General features: G+C 69.4%; 14 protein-coding genes and 1 pseudogene. 4 read left to right on the top strand and 11 right to left on the bottom strand.

Annotation, left to right across the window (positions count from 1 at the left end; genetic code table 11):
* Positions 1-83 precede the first annotated feature (83 nt).
* The 4 genes from hemW to lepA all read right to left on the bottom strand — a co-directional run bounded on the left by hemW (position 84) and on the right by lepA (position 7840).
* Positions 84-1316 (bottom strand): radical SAM family heme chaperone HemW, encoded by a 1233-nt coding sequence (hemW, locus tag ACFC09_RS33290; RefSeq protein WP_376534409.1) that lies wholly within the window; start codon positions 1314-1316, stop codon positions 84-86.
* A gap of 220 nt (positions 1317-1536) precedes the next feature.
* Entirely contained in the window at positions 1537-3534 is a 1998-nt protein-coding gene (locus tag ACFC09_RS33285; RefSeq protein WP_376534407.1) for a SpoIIE family protein phosphatase, read from the bottom strand.
* Between the two features lie 254 nt (positions 3535-3788).
* The gene (locus ACFC09_RS33280; protein WP_376534405.1) at positions 3789-5663 is read right to left on the bottom strand and encodes an AMP-dependent synthetase/ligase; all 1875 of its coding nucleotides are present in this window, start codon (positions 5661-5663) and stop codon (positions 3789-3791) included.
* A 308-nt stretch (positions 5664-5971) separates the two neighbouring features.
* Positions 5972-7840, bottom strand: a complete 1869-nt coding sequence (lepA, locus tag ACFC09_RS33275; protein ID WP_376534403.1) for a translation elongation factor 4 — start codon at positions 7838-7840, stop codon at positions 5972-5974.
* 227 nt (positions 7841-8067) lie between these two features.
* On the opposite strand from lepA, the gene rpsT reads away from it, so the two are divergent.
* Complete coding sequence (rpsT, locus tag ACFC09_RS33270) at positions 8068-8334, top strand: 30S ribosomal protein S20 (protein WP_015660447.1); 267 nt, start codon at positions 8068-8070, stop codon at positions 8332-8334.
* 365 nt (positions 8335-8699) lie between these two features.
* On the opposite strand, the gene ACFC09_RS33265 is transcribed toward rpsT, so the two are convergent.
* Both ACFC09_RS33265 and ACFC09_RS33260 read right to left on the bottom strand, forming a co-directional pair.
* Positions 8700-9518: a protein kinase gene (locus ACFC09_RS33265; protein WP_376534401.1), complete on the bottom strand. Its 819-nt coding sequence runs from the start codon at positions 9516-9518 to the stop codon at positions 8700-8702.
* Positions 9519-9525: 7 nt separating this feature from the next.
* Positions 9526-10443 (bottom strand): radical SAM protein, encoded by a 918-nt coding sequence (locus ACFC09_RS33260; protein WP_376534399.1) that lies wholly within the window; start codon positions 10441-10443, stop codon positions 9526-9528.
* A gap of 1063 nt (positions 10444-11506) precedes the next feature.
* Here ACFC09_RS33260 and ACFC09_RS33255 point away from each other — a divergent pair.
* Both ACFC09_RS33255 and ACFC09_RS33250 read left to right on the top strand, forming a co-directional pair.
* Positions 11507-12655: a helix-turn-helix domain-containing protein gene (locus tag ACFC09_RS33255; protein WP_376534397.1), complete on the top strand. Its 1149-nt coding sequence runs from the start codon at positions 11507-11509 to the stop codon at positions 12653-12655.
* A 17-nt stretch (positions 12656-12672) separates the two neighbouring features.
* Positions 12673-12789, top strand: a complete 117-nt coding sequence (locus tag ACFC09_RS33250) for a DUF397 domain-containing protein (RefSeq protein ID WP_376534461.1) — start codon at positions 12673-12675, stop codon at positions 12787-12789.
* 55 nt (positions 12790-12844) lie between these two features.
* On the opposite strand, the gene ACFC09_RS33245 is transcribed toward ACFC09_RS33250, so the two are convergent.
* The 5 genes and pseudogenes from ACFC09_RS33245 to ACFC09_RS33225 form a co-directional block, all read right to left on the bottom strand.
* Positions 12845-13096 (bottom strand): hypothetical protein, encoded by a 252-nt coding sequence (locus ACFC09_RS33245; RefSeq protein WP_376534395.1) that lies wholly within the window; start codon positions 13094-13096, stop codon positions 12845-12847.
* Positions 13097-13564: 468 nt separating this feature from the next.
* Entirely contained in the window at positions 13565-14554 is a 990-nt protein-coding gene (gene holA, locus ACFC09_RS33240) for a DNA polymerase III subunit delta (RefSeq protein WP_376534393.1), read from the bottom strand.
* A 61-nt stretch (positions 14555-14615) separates the two neighbouring features.
* Complete coding sequence (locus tag ACFC09_RS33235; RefSeq protein ID WP_376534391.1) at positions 14616-14861, bottom strand: hypothetical protein; 246 nt, start codon at positions 14859-14861, stop codon at positions 14616-14618.
* A 48-nt stretch (positions 14862-14909) separates the two neighbouring features.
* Complete coding sequence (locus ACFC09_RS33230; RefSeq protein WP_376534389.1) at positions 14910-15791, bottom strand: YceI family protein; 882 nt, start codon at positions 15789-15791, stop codon at positions 14910-14912.
* A gap of 539 nt (positions 15792-16330) precedes the next feature.
* Positions 16331-17212, bottom strand: a pseudogene (locus ACFC09_RS33225) (LysR family transcriptional regulator); the annotation flags it as partial.
* 119 nt (positions 17213-17331) lie between these two features.
* Between ACFC09_RS33225 and ACFC09_RS33220 the strand changes: the two are divergent.
* Complete coding sequence (locus tag ACFC09_RS33220; RefSeq protein ID WP_376534387.1) at positions 17332-17682, top strand: DoxX family protein; 351 nt, start codon at positions 17332-17334, stop codon at positions 17680-17682.
* The last annotated feature ends 38 nt before the right edge of the window (positions 17683-17720 follow it).

The following is a 17720-nucleotide window of genomic DNA, read 5'->3' as shown; positions in this document are numbered from 1 at the left end:
ATCCGCCGCGTACTTTTCACGGCAGCCTACGAACCAGGTTAGGGACCGAACCCGCGTTCCGCACCGATTCACCCGCGGGGTGATCAGTCCACCAGGTCCCGTACCACCGCGTCCGCCAGCAACCGCCCCCGCAGCGTCAGCGCGGCCCGCCCCTCGTCGTAAGGGCCGGTCTCCAGCAGCCCGTCCGCCCGTGCCCGCCGTGCCGCCGCGAGGCCGTCGGGGCGCAGCAGGTCCAGCGGGACGCCCTCGCGCAGCCGCAGTTCCAGCAGGATCCGCTCCACCCGGCGATCCTCGTCGGACAGGATCTCCCGTCCGGCGCCCGGGGTGCGGCCCGCCGCCAGGGCCGCCGCGTACGCCCCTGGATGCTTCACGTTCCACCAGCGCACGCCGCCCACGTGGGAGTGCGCGCCGGGTCCCGCGCCCCACCAGTCGGCGCCGCGCCAGTACAGCTCGTTGTGCAGGCAGCGGGCCGCGGCGGAGGCGGCCCAGTTGGAGACCTCGTACCAGTCGAGACCGGCCGCGGTCAGGATCTCCTCCGCGATCAGGTAGCGGTCCGCGTGGACGTCGTCGTCGGTCATCGGGACCTCGCCGCGGCGGATGCGGCGGGCGAGCTGGGTGCCCTCCTCGACGATGAGGGCGTACGCGCTGATGTGGTCGGGGCCCGCGCCGAGCGCCGCCTCCAGGGAGGCCCGCCAGTCGTCGTCGGACTCGCCGGGCGTGCCGTAGATCAGGTCCAGGTTGACGTGCTCGAAGCCGGCCGCGCGTGCCTCGGCCACGCACGCCTCGGGGCGGCCGGGGGTGTGGGTGCGGTCGAGGACGTCCAGCACGTGCCGCCGCGCGCTCTGCATGCCGAAGGAGATCCGGGTGAAGCCGCCCTCCCGCAGGGCCGTGAGGTAGGCCGGGTCGACCGTCTCGGGGTTCGCCTCGGTCGTGATCTCCGCGTCCGGCGCGAGGCCGAACTCGGCGCGGATCGCGCCCAGCATCCGTACCAGGTCGGCCGCGGGCAGCAGGGTCGGCGTGCCGCCGCCGACGAAGACCGTGCGGACCTCGCGCGGGTCGTCGCCGAGCACCTTGCGGGCCAGGCGGATCTCGTCGGTCAGGGTGTCCGCGTAGTTGTCCCGGGAGGCGAGCACCCCGCCGGTGCCGCGCAGTTCGCCGGCGGTGTAGGTGTTGAAGTCGCAGTATCCGCAGCGGGTCGCGCAGTACGGGACGTGCAGGTAGAACCCGAGGGGGCGGTCGGCGGCACCGTCGAGCGCGGAGGCGGGCAGCGCGCCGTCGGCGGGGACGGGCTCGCCGTCGGGGAGTGCGGAAGGCATGTGGTCCATTGTCCCGTACCGGTGTCCGGGCCGGGTCGTCCCGTGCCAGGACGGCGGTGGCCCGGGTCGGCTCGTGGGTCGGACCCGGGCTCGCGGGCCCGGACCCAGGCTCAGGGGCCGGGCCCAAACTCGCGGGCCGGACCCAAACTCGCGGGCCGGACCCAAACTCAGGGGCTGGATCCAAGCTCACGGGCCGGGGCGGCTCATGGGCCGGGCCCGGTCACTCCGCCTGGAGCACCAGCAGGGCCAGGTCGTCCTCCGGCGGCCGGACGCCGAAGTCGTGCACCAGGCGCCTGATCCGGTCCGCGATCAGCTCGGCGCTGAGCCCGGCGCAGCCGGCCAGCGCCAGGGCGAGCCCGTCACCGTCGTCGAACTGGCGGGATCCGCACCGGCGCTCGGTGACCCCGTCGGTGACGCACAGCAGGCTGTCGCCCACCCCCAGCTCGATGGTCTCGCTGGTGTACGTGGCGTCCTCGACGACACCGAGCAGGGTCTGCGGATGCGCCGCCGTACGGACCCCGCCGTCGGGCCCGAGCACCAGCGGCAGCGGATGGCCGGCGGAGGCGAGGGTGCAGCGGACACCGCCGTCGAAGGGGACGAGTTCGCCGTAGAGGAGGGACAGGAACCGGGTCTGGGGGCCGTCACCGGGGGCCACGGGACGGCCGCCGGCCGCCACCAGCGCGCGGGCCGCCGCGTCCGCGGCCTCCGTCGCGTCGTCGAGGAGGAGCTGGTTGAGGCGGTCGAGTACGTCGGCGACCCGGTAGCCCTCGCGGGCCAGCAGCCGCAGCCAGGGCCGGGCCAGGCCGATCACCACGGCCGCCTCGGGGCCCTTGCCCTGGACGTCGCCGATCGCGAAGCACCAGCGGCCGTCGCCGGCCGGGAACAGGTCGTAGAAGTCGCCGCTCGGTCCGCCCTGGTCGCATGGCTCGTAGACGAGCGCGCTGCGCAGCCCCGGGATCTCGGCGACCGCGCCGGGCAGCAGCCCGCGTTGCAGGACGGCGCTGATCGTGGCCTGCCGGGCGTACTGGCGGGCCGCGCCGATGGCGAGGGCCACCCGGCGGGCGAGGTCCTCGACGAGACCGGTGATCTCGTCCGGGAAGCGGGTGAGGCCGCACCGGCCGATGACCAGCGTGCCCAGCGGGCGGCCGCCCGCGATCAGCCGGTAGGCGAGCGCCGCGCCGTGCGCGGCGCGCGGGCCGAGCGCGGCGCCCGGCCAGGGGTAGGGCTCGGGTCCGGAGCGCAGGCCGTCCCGGGGGCACGGCGGGTCCTTCTCCAGGGTCCGGCGCAGTTCCTCGATCCGGTTCTCGCTCTCGTGCCAGACCCGGGCGAGCCGCGGTCCGGCGAGGCCGGTGCCGTCCGCCCAGCCGCCCCGCACGGTCGACTCGTCCTCCAGCCACACCGCGCACCAGTCGGCGAGCCGCGGCACGATCAGCTGGCCGGTGAGCGCGGCGACCAGGTTCTCGTCGAGCTGCCCGGCGAGCAGGTCGGACGCCTCGGCCAGGAAGGACAGCGCGCCGCGGCCGAGCCAGTCCCGGTCCCGCTCGGCCCGGTGCGGCTCGGGCGCCAGGACCTCGGCGACGGCCAGCGCACGCTCCCCGGCGTACGTCTCACGTCCGTCGGCGAGCGGCCCGTCCTCGGGCGTCAGCCGCGCCCACACCGTCTTGGCGCCGGTGCGGTAGGTGACGCCCCAGGACTCGGCGAGCGTGGCCACGAGGCGCAGGCCGCGGCCGTACTCCGGGATCTCGTACGGCGTTTCGGCGCCGTTGTCGCGTGGGGCGCGCGAGGGGTGGTGGTCGCCGACCTCGATGACGACGGCGCCGTCCTCCTCCAGCCGGCAGACCAGTTCGACGTCGGTGCCCGCGTGGACGACGGCGTTGGTGACGAGTTCGCTGACCACGATCATGACGTCGTCGGCCAGCCGCTCGTGTCTCACCAGGCCGAGTTCGGCCCACTCGGTGAACGCCCTGCTCACCAGCGCGCGGGCGGAGCCGGCCGCGAGCGGGCTGCCGGGCAGCGTCGCGTGCGCCCGGCCACGCCGGTCCGCCCCGCCGCGCCCGGCCGGCTGCTCGGACGGCTGCTCGGACGGCGACTCGCACGGACGGTCGGCCGGATGCGCGGACGGCTGCTCAGCCGGATGCTCGGCCGGATGCGCGGACGGACGCGCGGACGGCTCGAAGCCACGGAACACGGTCTCCCGTTGCGTCGGTATGGCCCCCATTGCCAGCTCCCCGAGCGTTTCGGACGATTAGGCCCTCGGTCGTTGCCGACAGGGTGACAGACCGGCCGTACCCATAAGCGCGGAGTTACCGAAGTGGGCCGCCATGGGTGAGAACAGTGCTATGGGGCGCTACGGGTGTGTTCGAAGACGGACAGGATCCGGGACAACCGGGAAGGGGGGGCGGGATGAGGGACGGGACGGGGGCGGGACGCCGGGCGCCCCACCCCTTCCTTTCCCCTGGTCGCGGCGGCGCCCTACGCCTCGCGGGTGCCCGCGTACATCTCGTCGAGCAGGTGCTTGTACTGCCGTTCGACGACGGGCCGCTTCAGCTTCAGGCTCGGCGTGACCTCACCGTGTTCCACGTCCAGGTCGCGCGGGAGCAGCCGGAACTTCTTGATGGTCTCCCACCGTTGCAGTCCCTGGTTGAGCTCCTTGACGTACCCGTCGATGAGGGCGACCGTCGCGGGCGCGGCCACGATGTCGGCGTACGTCCTGCCCGCCAGGCCGTTCTCCTTCGCCCACTCCACGATGGCGGCCTCGTCGAGGGCGATGAGCGCGGTGCAGAAGTTCCGGTCCGCGCCGTGCACGAGGATGTTGGAGACGTACGGGCAGACCGCCTTGAACCGGCCCTCGACCTCGGCCGGCGCGATGTACTTGCCGCCGGACGTCTTGATGAGGTCCTTCTTGCGGTCGGTGATGCGCAGATAGCCGTCGGCCGACAGCTCGCCGATGTCGCCGGTGTGGAACCAGCCGTCGGACTCCAGCACCTCGGCGGTCTTCTCCGGCAGCCTGTGGTAGCCCTGCATGATGCCGGGGCCGCGCAGCAGGACCTCGCCGTCGTCCGCGATGCGCACCTCGCAGCCGGCCAGCGGCTTGCCGACCGTGCCGGTGCGGTACGCCTCGCCGGGGTTGACGAAGGAGGCCGCGGAGGACTCGGTGAGGCCGTAGCCCTCCAGGATGTGGATGCCGGCGCCCGCGAAGAAGTAGCCGATCTCCGGCGCGAGCGCGGCCGAGCCGGAGACGCAGGCGCGCAGCCTGCCGCCGAATGCCTCGCGGAGCTTGGCGTAGACGAGCGCGTCGGCGACCTTGTGCTTGGCGGTCAGGCCGAACGGCGCGGAGGCGGTGCCGGTGCGCCGGAAGCTGTCCTGGCTGGCCTTGGCGTACTCGCGGGCGATCTCGGCGGCCCACTGGAAGATCCGGAACTTGGCCGCGCCGCCCTCGCGGGCCTTGGCCGCGACGCCGTTGTAGACCTTCTCGAAGATGCGCGGCACGGCGGCCATGTAGGTCGGCCGGACGACCGGAAGATTCTCGATGATCTTGTCGACGCGGCCGTCCACGGCGGTGACGTGGCCGATCTCGATGTGGCCGGAGGTGAGCACCTTGCCGAAGACGTGCGCCAGCGGCAGCCACAGGTACTGCACGTCCTCGGGGCCGAGCAGATCGGTCGCGGCGATCGCCTTCGCCATGTACGACCAGTTGTCGTGCGGCAGCCGCACGCCCTTGGGGCGGCCGGTGGTGCCGGAGGTGTAGATGAGCGTGGCCAGCTGGTCCTTGGTGATCGCCGCCACCCGGTCCTTGATCAGCTCGGGGTGCTTCTCCAGGTGGGCGGCGCCGCGCTCCTCCAGCTCGGCCAGGCTGAGCACGCCGTCGCCGGTCTCGACGCCGGCCGGGTCGAGCACCACCACCTGGGTGAGGTCGGGCAGCTCGGCGCGCTTCTCCTGCGCCTTGGCGAGCTGGGCCGCGTCCTCGGCGATCAGCACCCGGCTCCCGGAGTCGGAGAGGATGAACGCCGACTCGTCGGCGTTGGTCTGCGGGTAGACGGTCGTGGTGGCGGCGCCCGCGCACAGGATGCCGAGGTCGGCCAGGATCCACTCGACCCGGGTCGAGGAGGCGAGCGCGACCCGCTCCTCGGGCCGCACGCCCAGTTCGATGAGTCCGGCGGCGATCGCGTAGACCCGCTCGGCCGCCTGTGCCCAGCTGAGCGACTTCCAGTCGTCCGGGCCCTGACCGGACGAGGGGGGCACCGGGTAGCGGTACGCCTCGGCGTCCGGTGTGGCCGCGACGCGGTCCAGGAACAGGTTCGCCACGGACGGCGGACGGTTCTCGATCAGTGTCTGTGTGTCGCTCACGACATCCTCCGGGCCCGCGACGATGCGGCTGGCTCAGTGCGGCTGGGGTGCACCCGCGGGGCGGCTCTCCGGGCCGCCGCCCGGCGTTGTTCAACCCACGAGGTTCAACCCACGAGTTAACCCACGAGTAACTATCGAGCAGGGATCAGAGTAGAGCCCGCCCAGCCGACACGTAAGGGGCGGCGGCCTGTCACTTCCTACCGTCAGCGACCCTACGCATGCGTAGAGGCCCGCCGCACTTTCTCGCGACGAGCCCCTGTTACGCCCGGTTTGCCGGGATACCGACGGGTAACCCGGAGTGACCGGCGTTACTTCTTGGCTTTGCTCGACCCCGCGCTGTCATCGCTGGACAGCACGGCGATGAACGCCTCCTGGGGAACCTCCACGGAACCCACCATCTTCATCCGCTTCTTGCCTTCCTTCTGCTTCTCCAGCAGCTTGCGCTTCCGGGAGATGTCACCGCCGTAGCACTTGGCGAGGACGTCCTTGCGGATGGCGCGGATGGTCTCGCGGGCGATCACCCGGGAGCCGATGGCCGCCTGCACCGGCACCTCGAAGTTCTGCCGCGGGATCAGCTCCCGGAGCTTGGCGACGAGCCGCACGCCGTACGCGTACGCCTGGTCCTTGTGGGTGATCGCGGAGAAGGCGTCGACCTTGTCGCCGTGCAGCAGGATGTCGACCTTGACCAGGGAGCTGTTCTGCTCGCCCGTGGGCTCGTAGTCGAGCGAGGCGTAGCCGCGGGTCTTGGACTTCAGCTGGTCGAAGAAGTCGAAGACGATCTCCGCGAGCGGCAGGGTGTAGCGGATCTCGACGCGGTCCTCGGACAGGTAGTCCATGCCGAGCAGGGTGCCGCGCCGGGTCTGGCACAGCTCCATGATCGCGCCGATGAACTCGGTGGGCGCGAGGATCGTGGCCCGTACGACCGGCTCGTACACCTCCTCGATCTTGCCCTCGGGGAACTCGCTCGGGTTGGTCACGACGTGCTCGGTGCCGTCCTCCATGATCACGCGGTAGACCACGTTGGGGGCGGTGGCGATCAGGTCGAGGCCGAACTCGCGCTCCAGCCGCTCCCGGATCACGTCCAGGTGCAGCAGGCCGAGGAAGCCGACACGGAAGCCGAAGCCCAGCGCGGCGGAGGTCTCCGGCTCGTAGACCAGCGCGGCGTCGTTGAGCTGGAGCTTGTCGAGCGCTTCGCGCAGGTCGGGGTAGTCGGAGCCGTCCAGCGGATACAGGCCCGAGAAGACCATCGGCTTCGGGTCCTTGTAGCCGCCCAGCGCCTCGGTGGCGCCCTTGGCCTGGCTGGTGATCGTGTCACCGACCTTGGACTGGCGGACGTCCTTCACGCCGGTGATCAGGTACCCCACCTCGCCCACGCCGAGGCCGTCGGCCGACAGCATCTCGGGCGAGCTGACGCCGATCTCCAGCAGCTCGTGCGTGGCGCCGGTGGACATCATCCGGATCCGCTCGCGCTTGTTGAGCTGGCCGTCCACGACCCGGACGTACGTCACGACCCCGCGGTAGGAGTCGTAGACGGAGTCGAAGATCATCGCGCGCGCCGGGGCGTCCTTGACGCCGACCGGGCCCGGGATCTCCTCGACGACGCGGTCGAGCAGCGCGTCGACACCGAGCCCCGTCTTGGCGGAGACCTTGAGCACGTCGCCGGGCTCGCAGCCGACCAGGTTGGCCAGCTCCTCGGCGAACTTCTCCGGCTGCGCGGCCGGCAGGTCGATCTTGTTCAGCACCGGGATGATGGTGAGGTCGTTCTCCATCGCCAGGTAGAGGTTGGCGAGGGTCTGCGCCTCGATGCCCTGGGCGGCGTCCACGAGGAGGACGGTCCCCTCGCAGGCGGCGAGCGATCGCGAGACCTCGTAGGTGAAGTCGACGTGCCCGGGGGTGTCGATCATGTTGAGGATGTGCGTGTTGCCCGGGTCGTGGGTGGGAGCCCACGGCAGACGCACCGCCTGGGACTTGATCGTGATGCCGCGCTCACGCTCGATGTCCATGCGGTCGAGGTACTGAGCGCGCATCTGGCGCTGCTCGACCACGCCGGTCAGCTGGAGCATCCGGTCGGCAAGCGTGGACTTGCCGTGGTCGATGTGCGCGATGATGCAGAAATTCCGGATCAGAGCCGGGTCGGTACGGCTCGGCTCGGGCACATTTTTAGGGGTCGCGGGCACGCAGGGTCCTGATTCTTGAGGTATCCGCAGGGTAACGGTCTCGGGTCGGATCGATACGTAGCCTCCATGGTCCCACGGGCGGGCACCAGGGAGAGGTTTGGGCTGGCCGCGGGGCCACTGGTACCGTGAGTGGCTGTGCCTCGTGCCTGCTCGGCGCGGGGTACATCTCAGAAGATCACCGGCGCGGGACCCCAGGGGCCCGTACCAGAACCTGAAAAGGCTCATTCGTGGCGAACATCAAGTCCCAGATCAAGCGGATCAAGACCAACGAGAAGGCCCGGCTGCGCAACAAGGCCGTCAAGTCCTCCCTGAAGACCGCGATCCGCAAGGCCCGCGAGGCCGCTGCCGCGGGTGACGTCGAGAAGGCGACCGAGTACCAGCGCGCCGCTGCGCGCCAGCTCGACAAGGCCGTCTCCAAGGGCGTCATCCACAAGAACCAGGCCGCCAACAAGAAGTCGGCCCTGGCCTCCAAGGTCGCGTCCCTCAAGGGCTGAGTCAGTTCCGACTTGACCGCCGGACGGACCAGAGCGGGCCCTCTCTCATCCGCTCCCGGCCGGCACCCGGAGCCCGTTCGCGGCCTGCGTTCGCAAGCCGTGGCGAGTTCAGTACCCACCGTGAGGGATGTCGAGCCCTCTACCTCGACTCACGGACAGACTCCGCAGTACGCCACGCTGCGACAGCGCCCCCAGACCCACTCTGGGGGCGTTGCTGTGTCTGACCTCAGTCAACAACGAAGCCCCGCCCGCCTCCCACGGGGGAAGGAAGCGAGCGGGGCTCTGTGCCGTCCGACCCCTCTCCACAGGGCATTCGTCCGGCGGTTCTCGTCCCCTGAACGGAGGAGGGGACGAGGGGTTCAGAGTCAGGCGCTGCCGACGCTTGGGGTGACTCCTCTGTGGTCGGTCCACGACCGGCATGCAGTGACCATGAACTTCAGCCAGTCCTCATCCGGCTTCCGCTCGGAGAACGCAACGGACATCCGCAGGTTGGCTGCGGCGAAGGCATCGATTGCCACGGGATCGGCCCTGTGCCAGGCGGGCAACTCAGACACCCATCCCTCCGCCTCTGCCGGAGTGTGCCCGGCAGAGATGAGCTGGAGGATAAGAAGTGCGGGGTCGATGAATGCGGCTCCCCTGGTCGGCCACGCCCAGTCCACAACGCGTACGCGACCATTCTCCACCATCATGTTGCTCGGATTGATGTCCGTGTGGAGAAGCGAGTTACCGCGGAACAGCTCCGCCTCCGGGCCGAAGCCGGCGAAGCGATCCCATCGGGTCTCGGTCCAGCCCTGTGCCACCTGGGGAAGGGGCAACCGGCTGATCTGATTGACCGCCTCGACGACCAGGGGGAGATCAGGCGATCCGGGAGTGAAGTCGGACGACCGGCCGTCGACCACATCGAAGCCCAGAACCAACCAGTCGCCGTCTTCCACGTCCCACAGCAAGGGTGGCGAGATGTGCCCGAGGCAGGCGCTGATCTGCCTTTCCCGGATAAGGGACTTCCGTCGGCCGCCGGGGCGGTTGCGCATGGCCTTGACGAAGAACGGGCCCTTCATGCAGTCGACAAGCGCTGTCAGATCCGAACTGAAGCCGCGTTCGGTCCGCCGGACCTCTGCAACCGGTCCCGTGCGCTCGCGGATCAGGGGAAGGATTGCTGACTCGGGAAGACTGGTGGTGTCCATGTTCCGTTCAATTCCTCGGACTGCATTCGGTCCCCGGGAATCCGGGCGAGCACTCGTCGTCGTTGTCGTCGCCGTCAGACTCTTCGTTGTCGGGCCCGCAAGAGCTATCAGGGCTACAGCCATACGTGACGCCGAGGTCGCGACTCGCACGAATCGTCGCGTTGGCCTGTGCTGTCTCGGAGCCGCCGAGGATGCTGCTCAATGAAGCACGCTGGATGTTGCCCATCCTTAGCCACGTGGAGAACACGCACGGGGACACCGTACCGTCCGGGCCGATGGATGCCCGACCGTCACCGCACCGTCCGCACAGGCCGTCAGTGCATGGCTCCTGCCCGGCTGCCGCGCGTCCGAAGGGGCGCATGTGGTCACTGCGGATACGCCGGACGCCGAGAGCCCGCAGTTCGTTCACGGTCTCCGTGATGTCCTGGTCCGGCTGACTCCGGATGACCGATACCCGGATCGGGATCCCCGCCTTCACGGCCCATTCGACGTTCGCGCGGGTCCGAGTGTGCGTCGGTCGGCTGGTGACGGCGTTGTGGTCGTCAGCCCGGTGGGAGTAGTACGACGTAGCGAGACTGGCCCCGGTGCGCAGGATCACGCCCCACCACTCGGGGGTCACGTGTACAAGATTGCTGTAGATCTCGACTTTCAGGCCAAGCCGCCGCGCGTACTCGACGAGGGCGGGAGCCTCCGGGTGCATCGTCACCTCACCCCCGGTTAACTGAACGCCGGTCACGCCGGCCGCATGTGCCTGGTCGAGCACTCGACGCCAGTCGTCGCCGGTCATCGTGCCGTGCGTGCCCTCGGGCCCTGACTCGTTGTAGCAGTGTGTGCAGGAGAGTTGGCACTTCCGGGTCAGGTCGAGCCACAGGAATCGTGGAGTGCCAGCCGCCTGGAGAGTCGGGGCTTCTGTGATGACGGTCATTCGCTTACCTCTCGTTCGTCGTTGCCGTCCGCGACAGGGGAGACGGACGGGGATTTTCAGGACGCTGACGGGAGTACAGCGGGCCGACCTCAACGGCACTGCACTCCCGTCGCGCCCACCGCGGGCCGGACGCAACAGTCGCCTGGTCCGCGGGTCTGTGGGGCCTGAGAGGCCGGTGTCTTCCTTCGTCCAGGCTTTACGGATGGGCCAGGGCTACGCCGAGCACGAACCCACACGATCCGGCGACAGTGGCCAGCAAGAGAGGGCCCGCGAACGCGAGCACGTGATCACGTAGCCGCTTCACTGCTCTGTCCCTCGCTGAGAGTCCGGGGGTCATCCGGGTGGCCATAGATCATGTGCGCCCGCAGTGCCTCTACCAGCGGTCTGGCCAGTTTCCCAATCCGCAAGGTCATTGCCGCTTCCATGACGTCACGGAGTTGGGCACAGACAGGGCACGTGTCGGGGTCCACGAGACCAGGGCGCCGGGTATGGAGATCAATCGACGTCAGCATCGTCCCCCCAGTCCTTTTTGGGCAGTGCTCCGCGCGCGAACTTCACAACGCCGCTTGCAGGGTCGAGGATGCCGCCGTACGCCTCCCGCCAAGGGGCTTCAGCGGCTGCGTGAGGTGCTACGGGACCATCAGCAAGGATGACCAGCTCCGGGGCCGGTAAGGCGTTCTGACGACCACTCATGCCCGTCACGACGTGGCCTCAGCGGGGCACTCAAGGTGCGCATACGGCCGGCCCGATGGTGCGCCGGTCGGCTGCACGCGTCGTACAAGCTCAAGGCTGCTGAATGGCTGGGCGCACCTGCGGCACTTCTCACCCTTGGGTGCGTACGTCCCGTACTCGTTCTGTAGCGCGTCGGTGCGTTCGTCGACCTGGCCTGTAGCTTTGGGTACTGTCGTCAACCCCATGTTGGTTGGTGGCCACGCCCCCGGACCGGTCACACGGTCGCGGGGGTCCTCTGTTGTGTCTGCCGACTCAACCGATTCCGTGCCCTCCTGGGACAGTTGACCAGTGTTGACTACGATGGGGGTCAACAGTCAACGGGAGCTGGACCATGGTCGACTTCGGGTCTGAAGTACGAAGCGCACTCAAGGCACAGGGGAAGAGTCTGAGGGGTGCGGCTAAGGAACTCCATTACGACGTCGCATATCTTAGTCGGGTACTAAACGGGAAACAGGCCCCCTCTGCTGAGTTGACCCTGGCTATTAACGAATACCTCGGACTCTCTCTGTCCGTGGAAGACAGTGGCACGCATGACGACGAGACGGACGCATGGGAGCTTGTGCGACGTGTCCAGGCAAGTGACGTAGGAAACGCCACCCTTGAGCGCCTTGAGCATGTATTTGACGATTTGGCTATGGCCTACCCCAAAGCCAGGCCAGAAGATTTGCTAAAACAGGTACGCAAGCACTCTGCCTATGTCGGAAAGTTGCTCGACGGCCGGAATACCCTTTCAGAGCATCGTCGGCTGCTTGTCGTCGGGGGCTGGCTTTCCCTGCTCGGGGCGACAGTCCATATCGACCTTATGCAAGACGATGCCGCTACGGCACGGCTGGAGACAGCCTCAACGCTTGCCAGGGAAGCCGGACACCGTGAGATTGAGGCGTGGTGCTATGAGACCGAAGCTTGGAGGGTCCTCACCGATGGGGATTACGTTCATGCCGTCGAGCTCTCCCGTGCCGCCCAGGAGATAGCTCCCGCCGGCAGCTCCGTAGTCATTCAGTCGACAGCCCAAGAAGGCCGAGCAAGCGCACGGCTAGGCAACGGGAAAGACACCTACTCGGCCATTGAACGGGTACAGTCTCTATCAGCCGCTTTAGGTGTCCCCGATAGGCCAGAGCATCATTACCGCTATGACCCAGGAAAGGCTCTGTCTTACACAGCTACGACACTCGCATGGCTCGGGGATTCAGCGGCAGAGCCGTACGCTAGAGAAGTAATCAAGAGGCTGACCCCGAGTGACGACGTAAGCCAGTGGCCACGGCGTGTGGCCTCCGCAAATATCGATTTGGCTTTAGTTCTCCTAAAGGAAGACCGGCTAGACGAAGCATGCGATTCGACACAGAAGGCCCTTCTGTCTGGGAGGGTAGTTCCTTCCAATCACTGGCGCGCGTTGGAAGTCGTCAAGGCTATTGAGTCTCGTCAGCTCCCCGAGAGCGCAGACCTTCGGGAGGCGTACCAGGGTCTAAAGACGATCGAGTAAAGCCAACGCGCGGGGCCATCCCCGCGGCCCTCCCTGTCCGTGACAACAAGGTCCCCGCCGGCCCGGCGGTCGTCTTCGGTGACGACGCCTGGAGCGGCTTCCTGGGCGCCGTGAAGGGCGGCACCCTGGCGTAGCACGGAAACGCAAAGAGCCCCCACCGGGTGATCCGGTAGGGGCTCTGTTGTGTGGTCAGCTGCCGTGCTGCGTGTCCTCCGGCCTCAGTCCTCGACGCGCGACGGTCACGGCGTGGGATCGGGTGAGGCTCATGCCGGCGTTGGTGCCATCCATGGCCTCCAGGTCCCGGGCCACCGCCTCTCGCGTCTCCGACTGGACGACGTGGACCAGCACATCCAGCGACCCACTGAACTCATCAGGGCGGTTGCCCGGGATCCACGCGTCGCGGACAAGGTTGCGGGCGTTCGCCACGGTCAGGCTTGGCAACGTGCCTTCTGCCTCATCCGCCGCGCGGATGAGGGCGGCGGCGAGATCGCGGGCCTGCGCCGACGTGACGTCAAGGACCGGGCTCGACAGCTTTCACCGGAGGTCCCGGTGCTCGCCCTTCCCCAGGGCGGACGCCGGGACTTTCGATGTCTCCGGGTCTGCTCGGGCCGTGTTTCCGACTCCGCTCAGGCCACGTTTACGGGTCTGCTCAGGGCCCGTTTGCGGCTCCGCACAATTTCGGCTCCGCACAATTTCGACTCCGTGCAAGCCACGTTTCGGGTCCGCTTCAAGGTTGTCTCCAGGCCCGCTTGAGGAACCGTTTGCGGTCTCTGAGGCCCCTGAGGTCCGTGAGGTCTGAGGTCTCTGAGGTCTGTGAGGTCCGCTTCGGTCGGCTTTCGATCCGTCCGGGGCCGGCCCCGCGCGTCAGGCACGCCGGTCATCGCCCCGGCCCGCGCTTCAGACCGCCGATCATCCCCGGCCCCGCGACCGCGCCGCACGCGCGATGGTCACGACGGCCTTCTCCAGTGCGTACTCGGGATCGTCGCCGCCCCCCTTCACTCCGGCGTCCGCCTCGGCCACGGCCCGCAGGGCCGCCGCCACTCCGTCGGGCGTCCACCCCCGCATCTGCTGCCGCACCCGGTCGATCTTCCACGGCGGCATCCCCAGCTCCCGGGCGAGGTCGGCGGGCCGCCCGCCGCGCGCCGACGACAGCTTCCCGATCGCCCGCACGCCCTGCGCCAGCGCACTGGTGATCAGCACGGGCGCGACCCCGGTCGCCAGCGACCAGCGCAGCGCCTCCAACGCCTCCGCCGTCCTCCCCTCGACGGCCCGGTCCGCCACCGTGAAGCTCGACGCCTCGGCACGGCCCGTGTAGTACCGCCCGACGACCGCCTCGTCGATCGTCCCCTCGATGTCCGCGACCAGTTGCGCCACCGCGGACGCCAGCTCCCGCAGATCGCTCCCTATCGCGTCGACCAGCGCCTGGCACGCCTCGGGCGTCGCCGACCGGCCGAGCGTGCGGAACTCGCTCCGCAGGAAGGCGAGCCGGTCCGCCGGCTTGGTCATCTTCGGGCAGGCCACCTCCCGCGCCCCCGCCTTGCGCGCGGCGTCGAGCAGCCCCTTGCCCTTGGCGCCCCCCGCGTGCAGCAGCACGAGCGTGATCTCCTCGGCCGGCGCCCCGAGATAGGTCTTCACGTCCTTGACGGTGTCGGCCGAAAGATCCTGCGCGTTGCGTACGACCACCACCTTGCGCTCCGCGAAGAGCGACGGGCTGGTCAGCTCGGCGAGCGTGCCGGGCTGGAGCTGGTCCGGTGTCAGGTCGCGTACGTCCGTGTCGGCGTCGGCGGCCCTGGCGGCGGCCACCACCTCCTGAACGGCACGGTCGAGCAGGAGGTCCTCCTGGCCCACGGCAAGCGTCACCGGGGCGAGAGGGTCGTCATGAGCGGTCTTCCTGGCCATCGCGACAAGCATCGCACGGGCCACTGACAACGGGGGCGGCGAGCCGACGCGGGAGCACTCGCTAGGGCTCCTCCCGCCAGCCCTCCCACTCCCCCGCCAGCGCGTCCAGTTCCGCCGGGTCCAGCCGTTGCTCCTCGTCCCGCAGGACGACGAGCCACTGGGCGTCCTCGGCATCGTCCTCACCGGCCAGCGCGTCGCGCACCAGCCGCGGCTCCTCGACGACGCCGAACCGCTCCCCGAGCGCTTCCGCCACCTCGTGCGCGGCATCGCGGTCGGGCAGCACCAGCACATGTCTCACATCGCTCACGGAGCCATTGTCCGGTGACGCGGCGGTGCCGGACGACCGGCCCGGATGTCAGCTCTTGGGCACCAGTTGCACGTCGAGGTCGATCTGGATGCTCGGTCCGACCACTGCGATGCCCCGGGCCAGCATCGTCTGCCAGCTCACGGTGAAGTCGTCCCGGTGCAGTTCCGTGGTGGCCCGGCAGGCCGCGCGCGTCTCGCCCTCCATGCCGTTGCCGAGTCCGAGGTACTCCGTGTCGAGCGTGACCGTACGCGTCACCCCGTGCAGCGAGAGCGCGCCGGTGACGGCCCACCGGCTGCCACCCCGGTGCACGCACCGCTCGCTGTAGAACTCCAGCGTCGGAAAGCGCTGCACGTCCAGGAAGTCCGCCGAACGCAGGTGGTCGTCACGCATCTGTACGTTCGTGTCGATGGACGCCGCGTCGATCACCACGTGCATCGCGGACTGCTCCACCGAATCGGCGATCCGCACCGCCCCGGCGAAGGTGTTGAACCGTCCGTGGATCCGGGCCAGCCCGATATGCCGCGCGGTGAAGGCGATCGAGGAATGCGTGGGCTCGATCTCCCAGTCACCCGGCACCGGCAGGTCCGGCGGCGCGGCGACCTGGAGGGTCACATCACCCAGCGAGGCCAGCGAGTTCTCACCGACCAGCGTGGTCGCCCGGTAGGGCGTGTAGCCGTCGGCGGAGACCGCAAGCCGGTACTCGCCGGCCGGCACCGTCGTCATGAACGACCCGTAGGGGTCGGTGCCGCCGGTGACCAGCGTGCGCCCCATGGCGTCACTGACCGCGAACTCCGCGTGCGCAACCGGCTCGTTGACCGGGTCGAGCACCCGGCAGCTGAGCACCCCGGCGTCGGGTGGGGTATGGATCGCCGCGAGCGGATTTGCCCGATGTGCCCGGTTCATACGATTTCCCAGCAATCGGCCGAACATCTACGACCCCCCGTGCTCCTCGACATCTCCTGCTACCGAAGATGCATTCGATCACCGATGCGGTATTCGAGGCAACACGGGCCCACATCAAAGGAATCCAGCACATGTGATGGGACTACGTACGAGTAGCAGCGACTTACCGTCTGTGGATGGATTGGTCGGACGGATTCCAATTTCACACAGTCAACACACAGGAATGTCTGCGGCGTTGCGGGGAATCGGGACCCGGGCCACGGACATCGTCCGCGCTGCCGAAAGCCCCTGCATCCGCTTCCACATCCATATCCGCGTCCGCAGCCGCGTCTCCGTCCGCGTCCGGCCACCCGCCTTGGCTCCGCGCGCATCCACCGGATGCACAATCATGCGCCGGGCTTGGACTTGGTGCCGGGCTCGGGCTTGGCCTTGGCGCCGGGCTCGGACTCGGGCTCGGGCTCGGGCTCGGGCTCGGCCTTGGCTCCGAGTGCGGACTCTGCCTCAGCCTGCGTCCCGGTCCCGGTCTCCGTCCCAGCCTGCGTCCCGGTCCCGGCCTGCGGGGAACCGGCGGTCAGACAGGACCTGACGAAGTCCTGAACCACAGGGTTGGAGTCGCCGGCGGGCGCCCACGCGACACCGACCCGGCTGGGGCTGACACCGCTGACAGGTCGGTAGACGATGCCGGGCCGGGCGTAGTAGCGGGCGGCGGATTCGGGGGCGAGGGCGATGCCGTAGCCGTTGGCGATCGCGCTCAACCAGTCGTCGGGCAGGTCGGTGACGGCGCCGACGCGGACCGGGTGGCCCTCGCGTTCACCCGCGGCCAGCCAGTAGTCCCGCCAGGCCCCCGATTCGGGTGAGGCCGCCACGAACGGTTCGTCCCACAGGTCCCGGAACGCAATCCGGTCACGCGCGGCGAAACGGTGTCCCGCCGGGAGCGCGATCCAGCGTGGCTCGCTGAACAGCACCGCCACCCGCAGGGTCTCCTGGCCGGGGAAGGGCAACCGCAGCAGGGCGACATCGGCGTCGCCATCGGCGAGCCCGGCCGTCGGGTTCGACCACGCGGCCTGTCGCATGTCGGCCCGCCAGCCCGGCCGGCGCCGGCCGAACTCCGTGACGATGCGCTGGGTCGCCTCGTTGGCGGCGCTGGCCAGGAAGCCCACCCGCAGCACACGGGCCGCCCGTGCGGCCGTCCCCTTCGTCTCCCGCAGCAACCGGTCCCAGTCGGCCAGCAGGGCGGGCGCCCGCTCCGCCAGGGCCCGGCCCGGTTCGGTGAGGGCCATCCCGGACCGGGACCGGGTGAACAGCCGTACCCCGAGCCTGCCCTCCAACTGCTTGATCTGCTTGGTCAGCGCCGGCTGGGAGAGGAACAGCTGCTCTGCCGCACGGGTCAGACTCCCCGTCTCCGCCACGGCGACGAAGGAACGCAGCAGCCGGGTGTCCACATCCATGCTTTCAGGTTATAGATGCAGGTATTGGACGCCAAACGGGGGATCGGCAAGGCTTTTCGCAGATGCGTGGGCAGCTACCCGCACCCGCGCGCGATGCACCCGGCCGAAAGGGGAGGCTCATGATCACCGCCTATCTGATCGTCACCGTCGTCACCGTCGTGGCCAACGCCGGGATCGCCGTCGCGGACCTGCTGCGGGCCGGATTCGTCCTCGCCAACTCGGCCGAGGTGGGGCTGCCGCGGGCCTGGCTCCCCTGGCTCGCCACGGCCAAGGCAGCCGGGGCCGCCGGACTCCTGCTCGGGCTCCTGGGCGCCCGGCCCCTCGGCGTCGCGGCCGCGGTGGGACTCGTCCTGTTCTTCCTGGGCGCCGTCGCGGCACACGTCCGCAGGCGCGTGTACCACAACATCGCCTTCCCGGTCGGCTACCTCGGCCTCGCCACCGCCTCCCTCGTCCTCGCCACCACGCGATGACCGTCGACCGCTTGCGCCGGGCACAGCTCACGGGGTGT

Origin of the sequence: Streptomyces sp. NPDC056161, assembly GCF_042268025.1 — a bacterium.
Classification (GTDB): domain Bacteria; phylum Actinomycetota; class Actinomycetes; order Streptomycetales; family Streptomycetaceae; genus Streptomyces.
Note: the sequence above shows the minus strand (reverse complement) of the source record. Positions and strands in the feature narration are given on the sequence as shown.

What these genes read in the sequence shown, in the direction of transcription:
- ACFC09_RS33260 (WP_376534399.1), bottom strand. Translation starts at nt 10,443, where the DNA reads ATGACCGTCATCACAGAAGCCCCGACTCTCCAGGCGGCTGGCACTCCA.
- ACFC09_RS33220 (WP_376534387.1), top strand. Translation starts at nt 17,332, where the DNA reads ATGATCACCGCCTATCTGATCGTCACCGTCGTCACCGTCGTGGCCAAC.
- ACFC09_RS33230 (WP_376534389.1), bottom strand. Translation starts at nt 15,791, where the DNA reads ATGTTCGGCCGATTGCTGGGAAATCGTATGAACCGGGCACATCGGGCA.
- holA (WP_376534393.1), bottom strand. Translation starts at nt 14,554, where the DNA reads ATGGCCAGGAAGACCGCTCATGACGACCCTCTCGCCCCGGTGACGCTT.
- ACFC09_RS33285 (WP_376534407.1), bottom strand. Translation starts at nt 3,534, where the DNA reads ATGGGGGCCATACCGACGCAACGGGAGACCGTGTTCCGTGGCTTCGAG.
- hemW (WP_376534409.1), bottom strand. Translation starts at nt 1,316, where the DNA reads ATGCCTTCCGCACTCCCCGACGGCGAGCCCGTCCCCGCCGACGGCGCG.
- ACFC09_RS33255 (WP_376534397.1), top strand. Translation starts at nt 11,507, where the DNA reads ATGGTCGACTTCGGGTCTGAAGTACGAAGCGCACTCAAGGCACAGGGG.
- ACFC09_RS33265 (WP_376534401.1), bottom strand. Translation starts at nt 9,518, where the DNA reads ATGGACACCACCAGTCTTCCCGAGTCAGCAATCCTTCCCCTGATCCGC.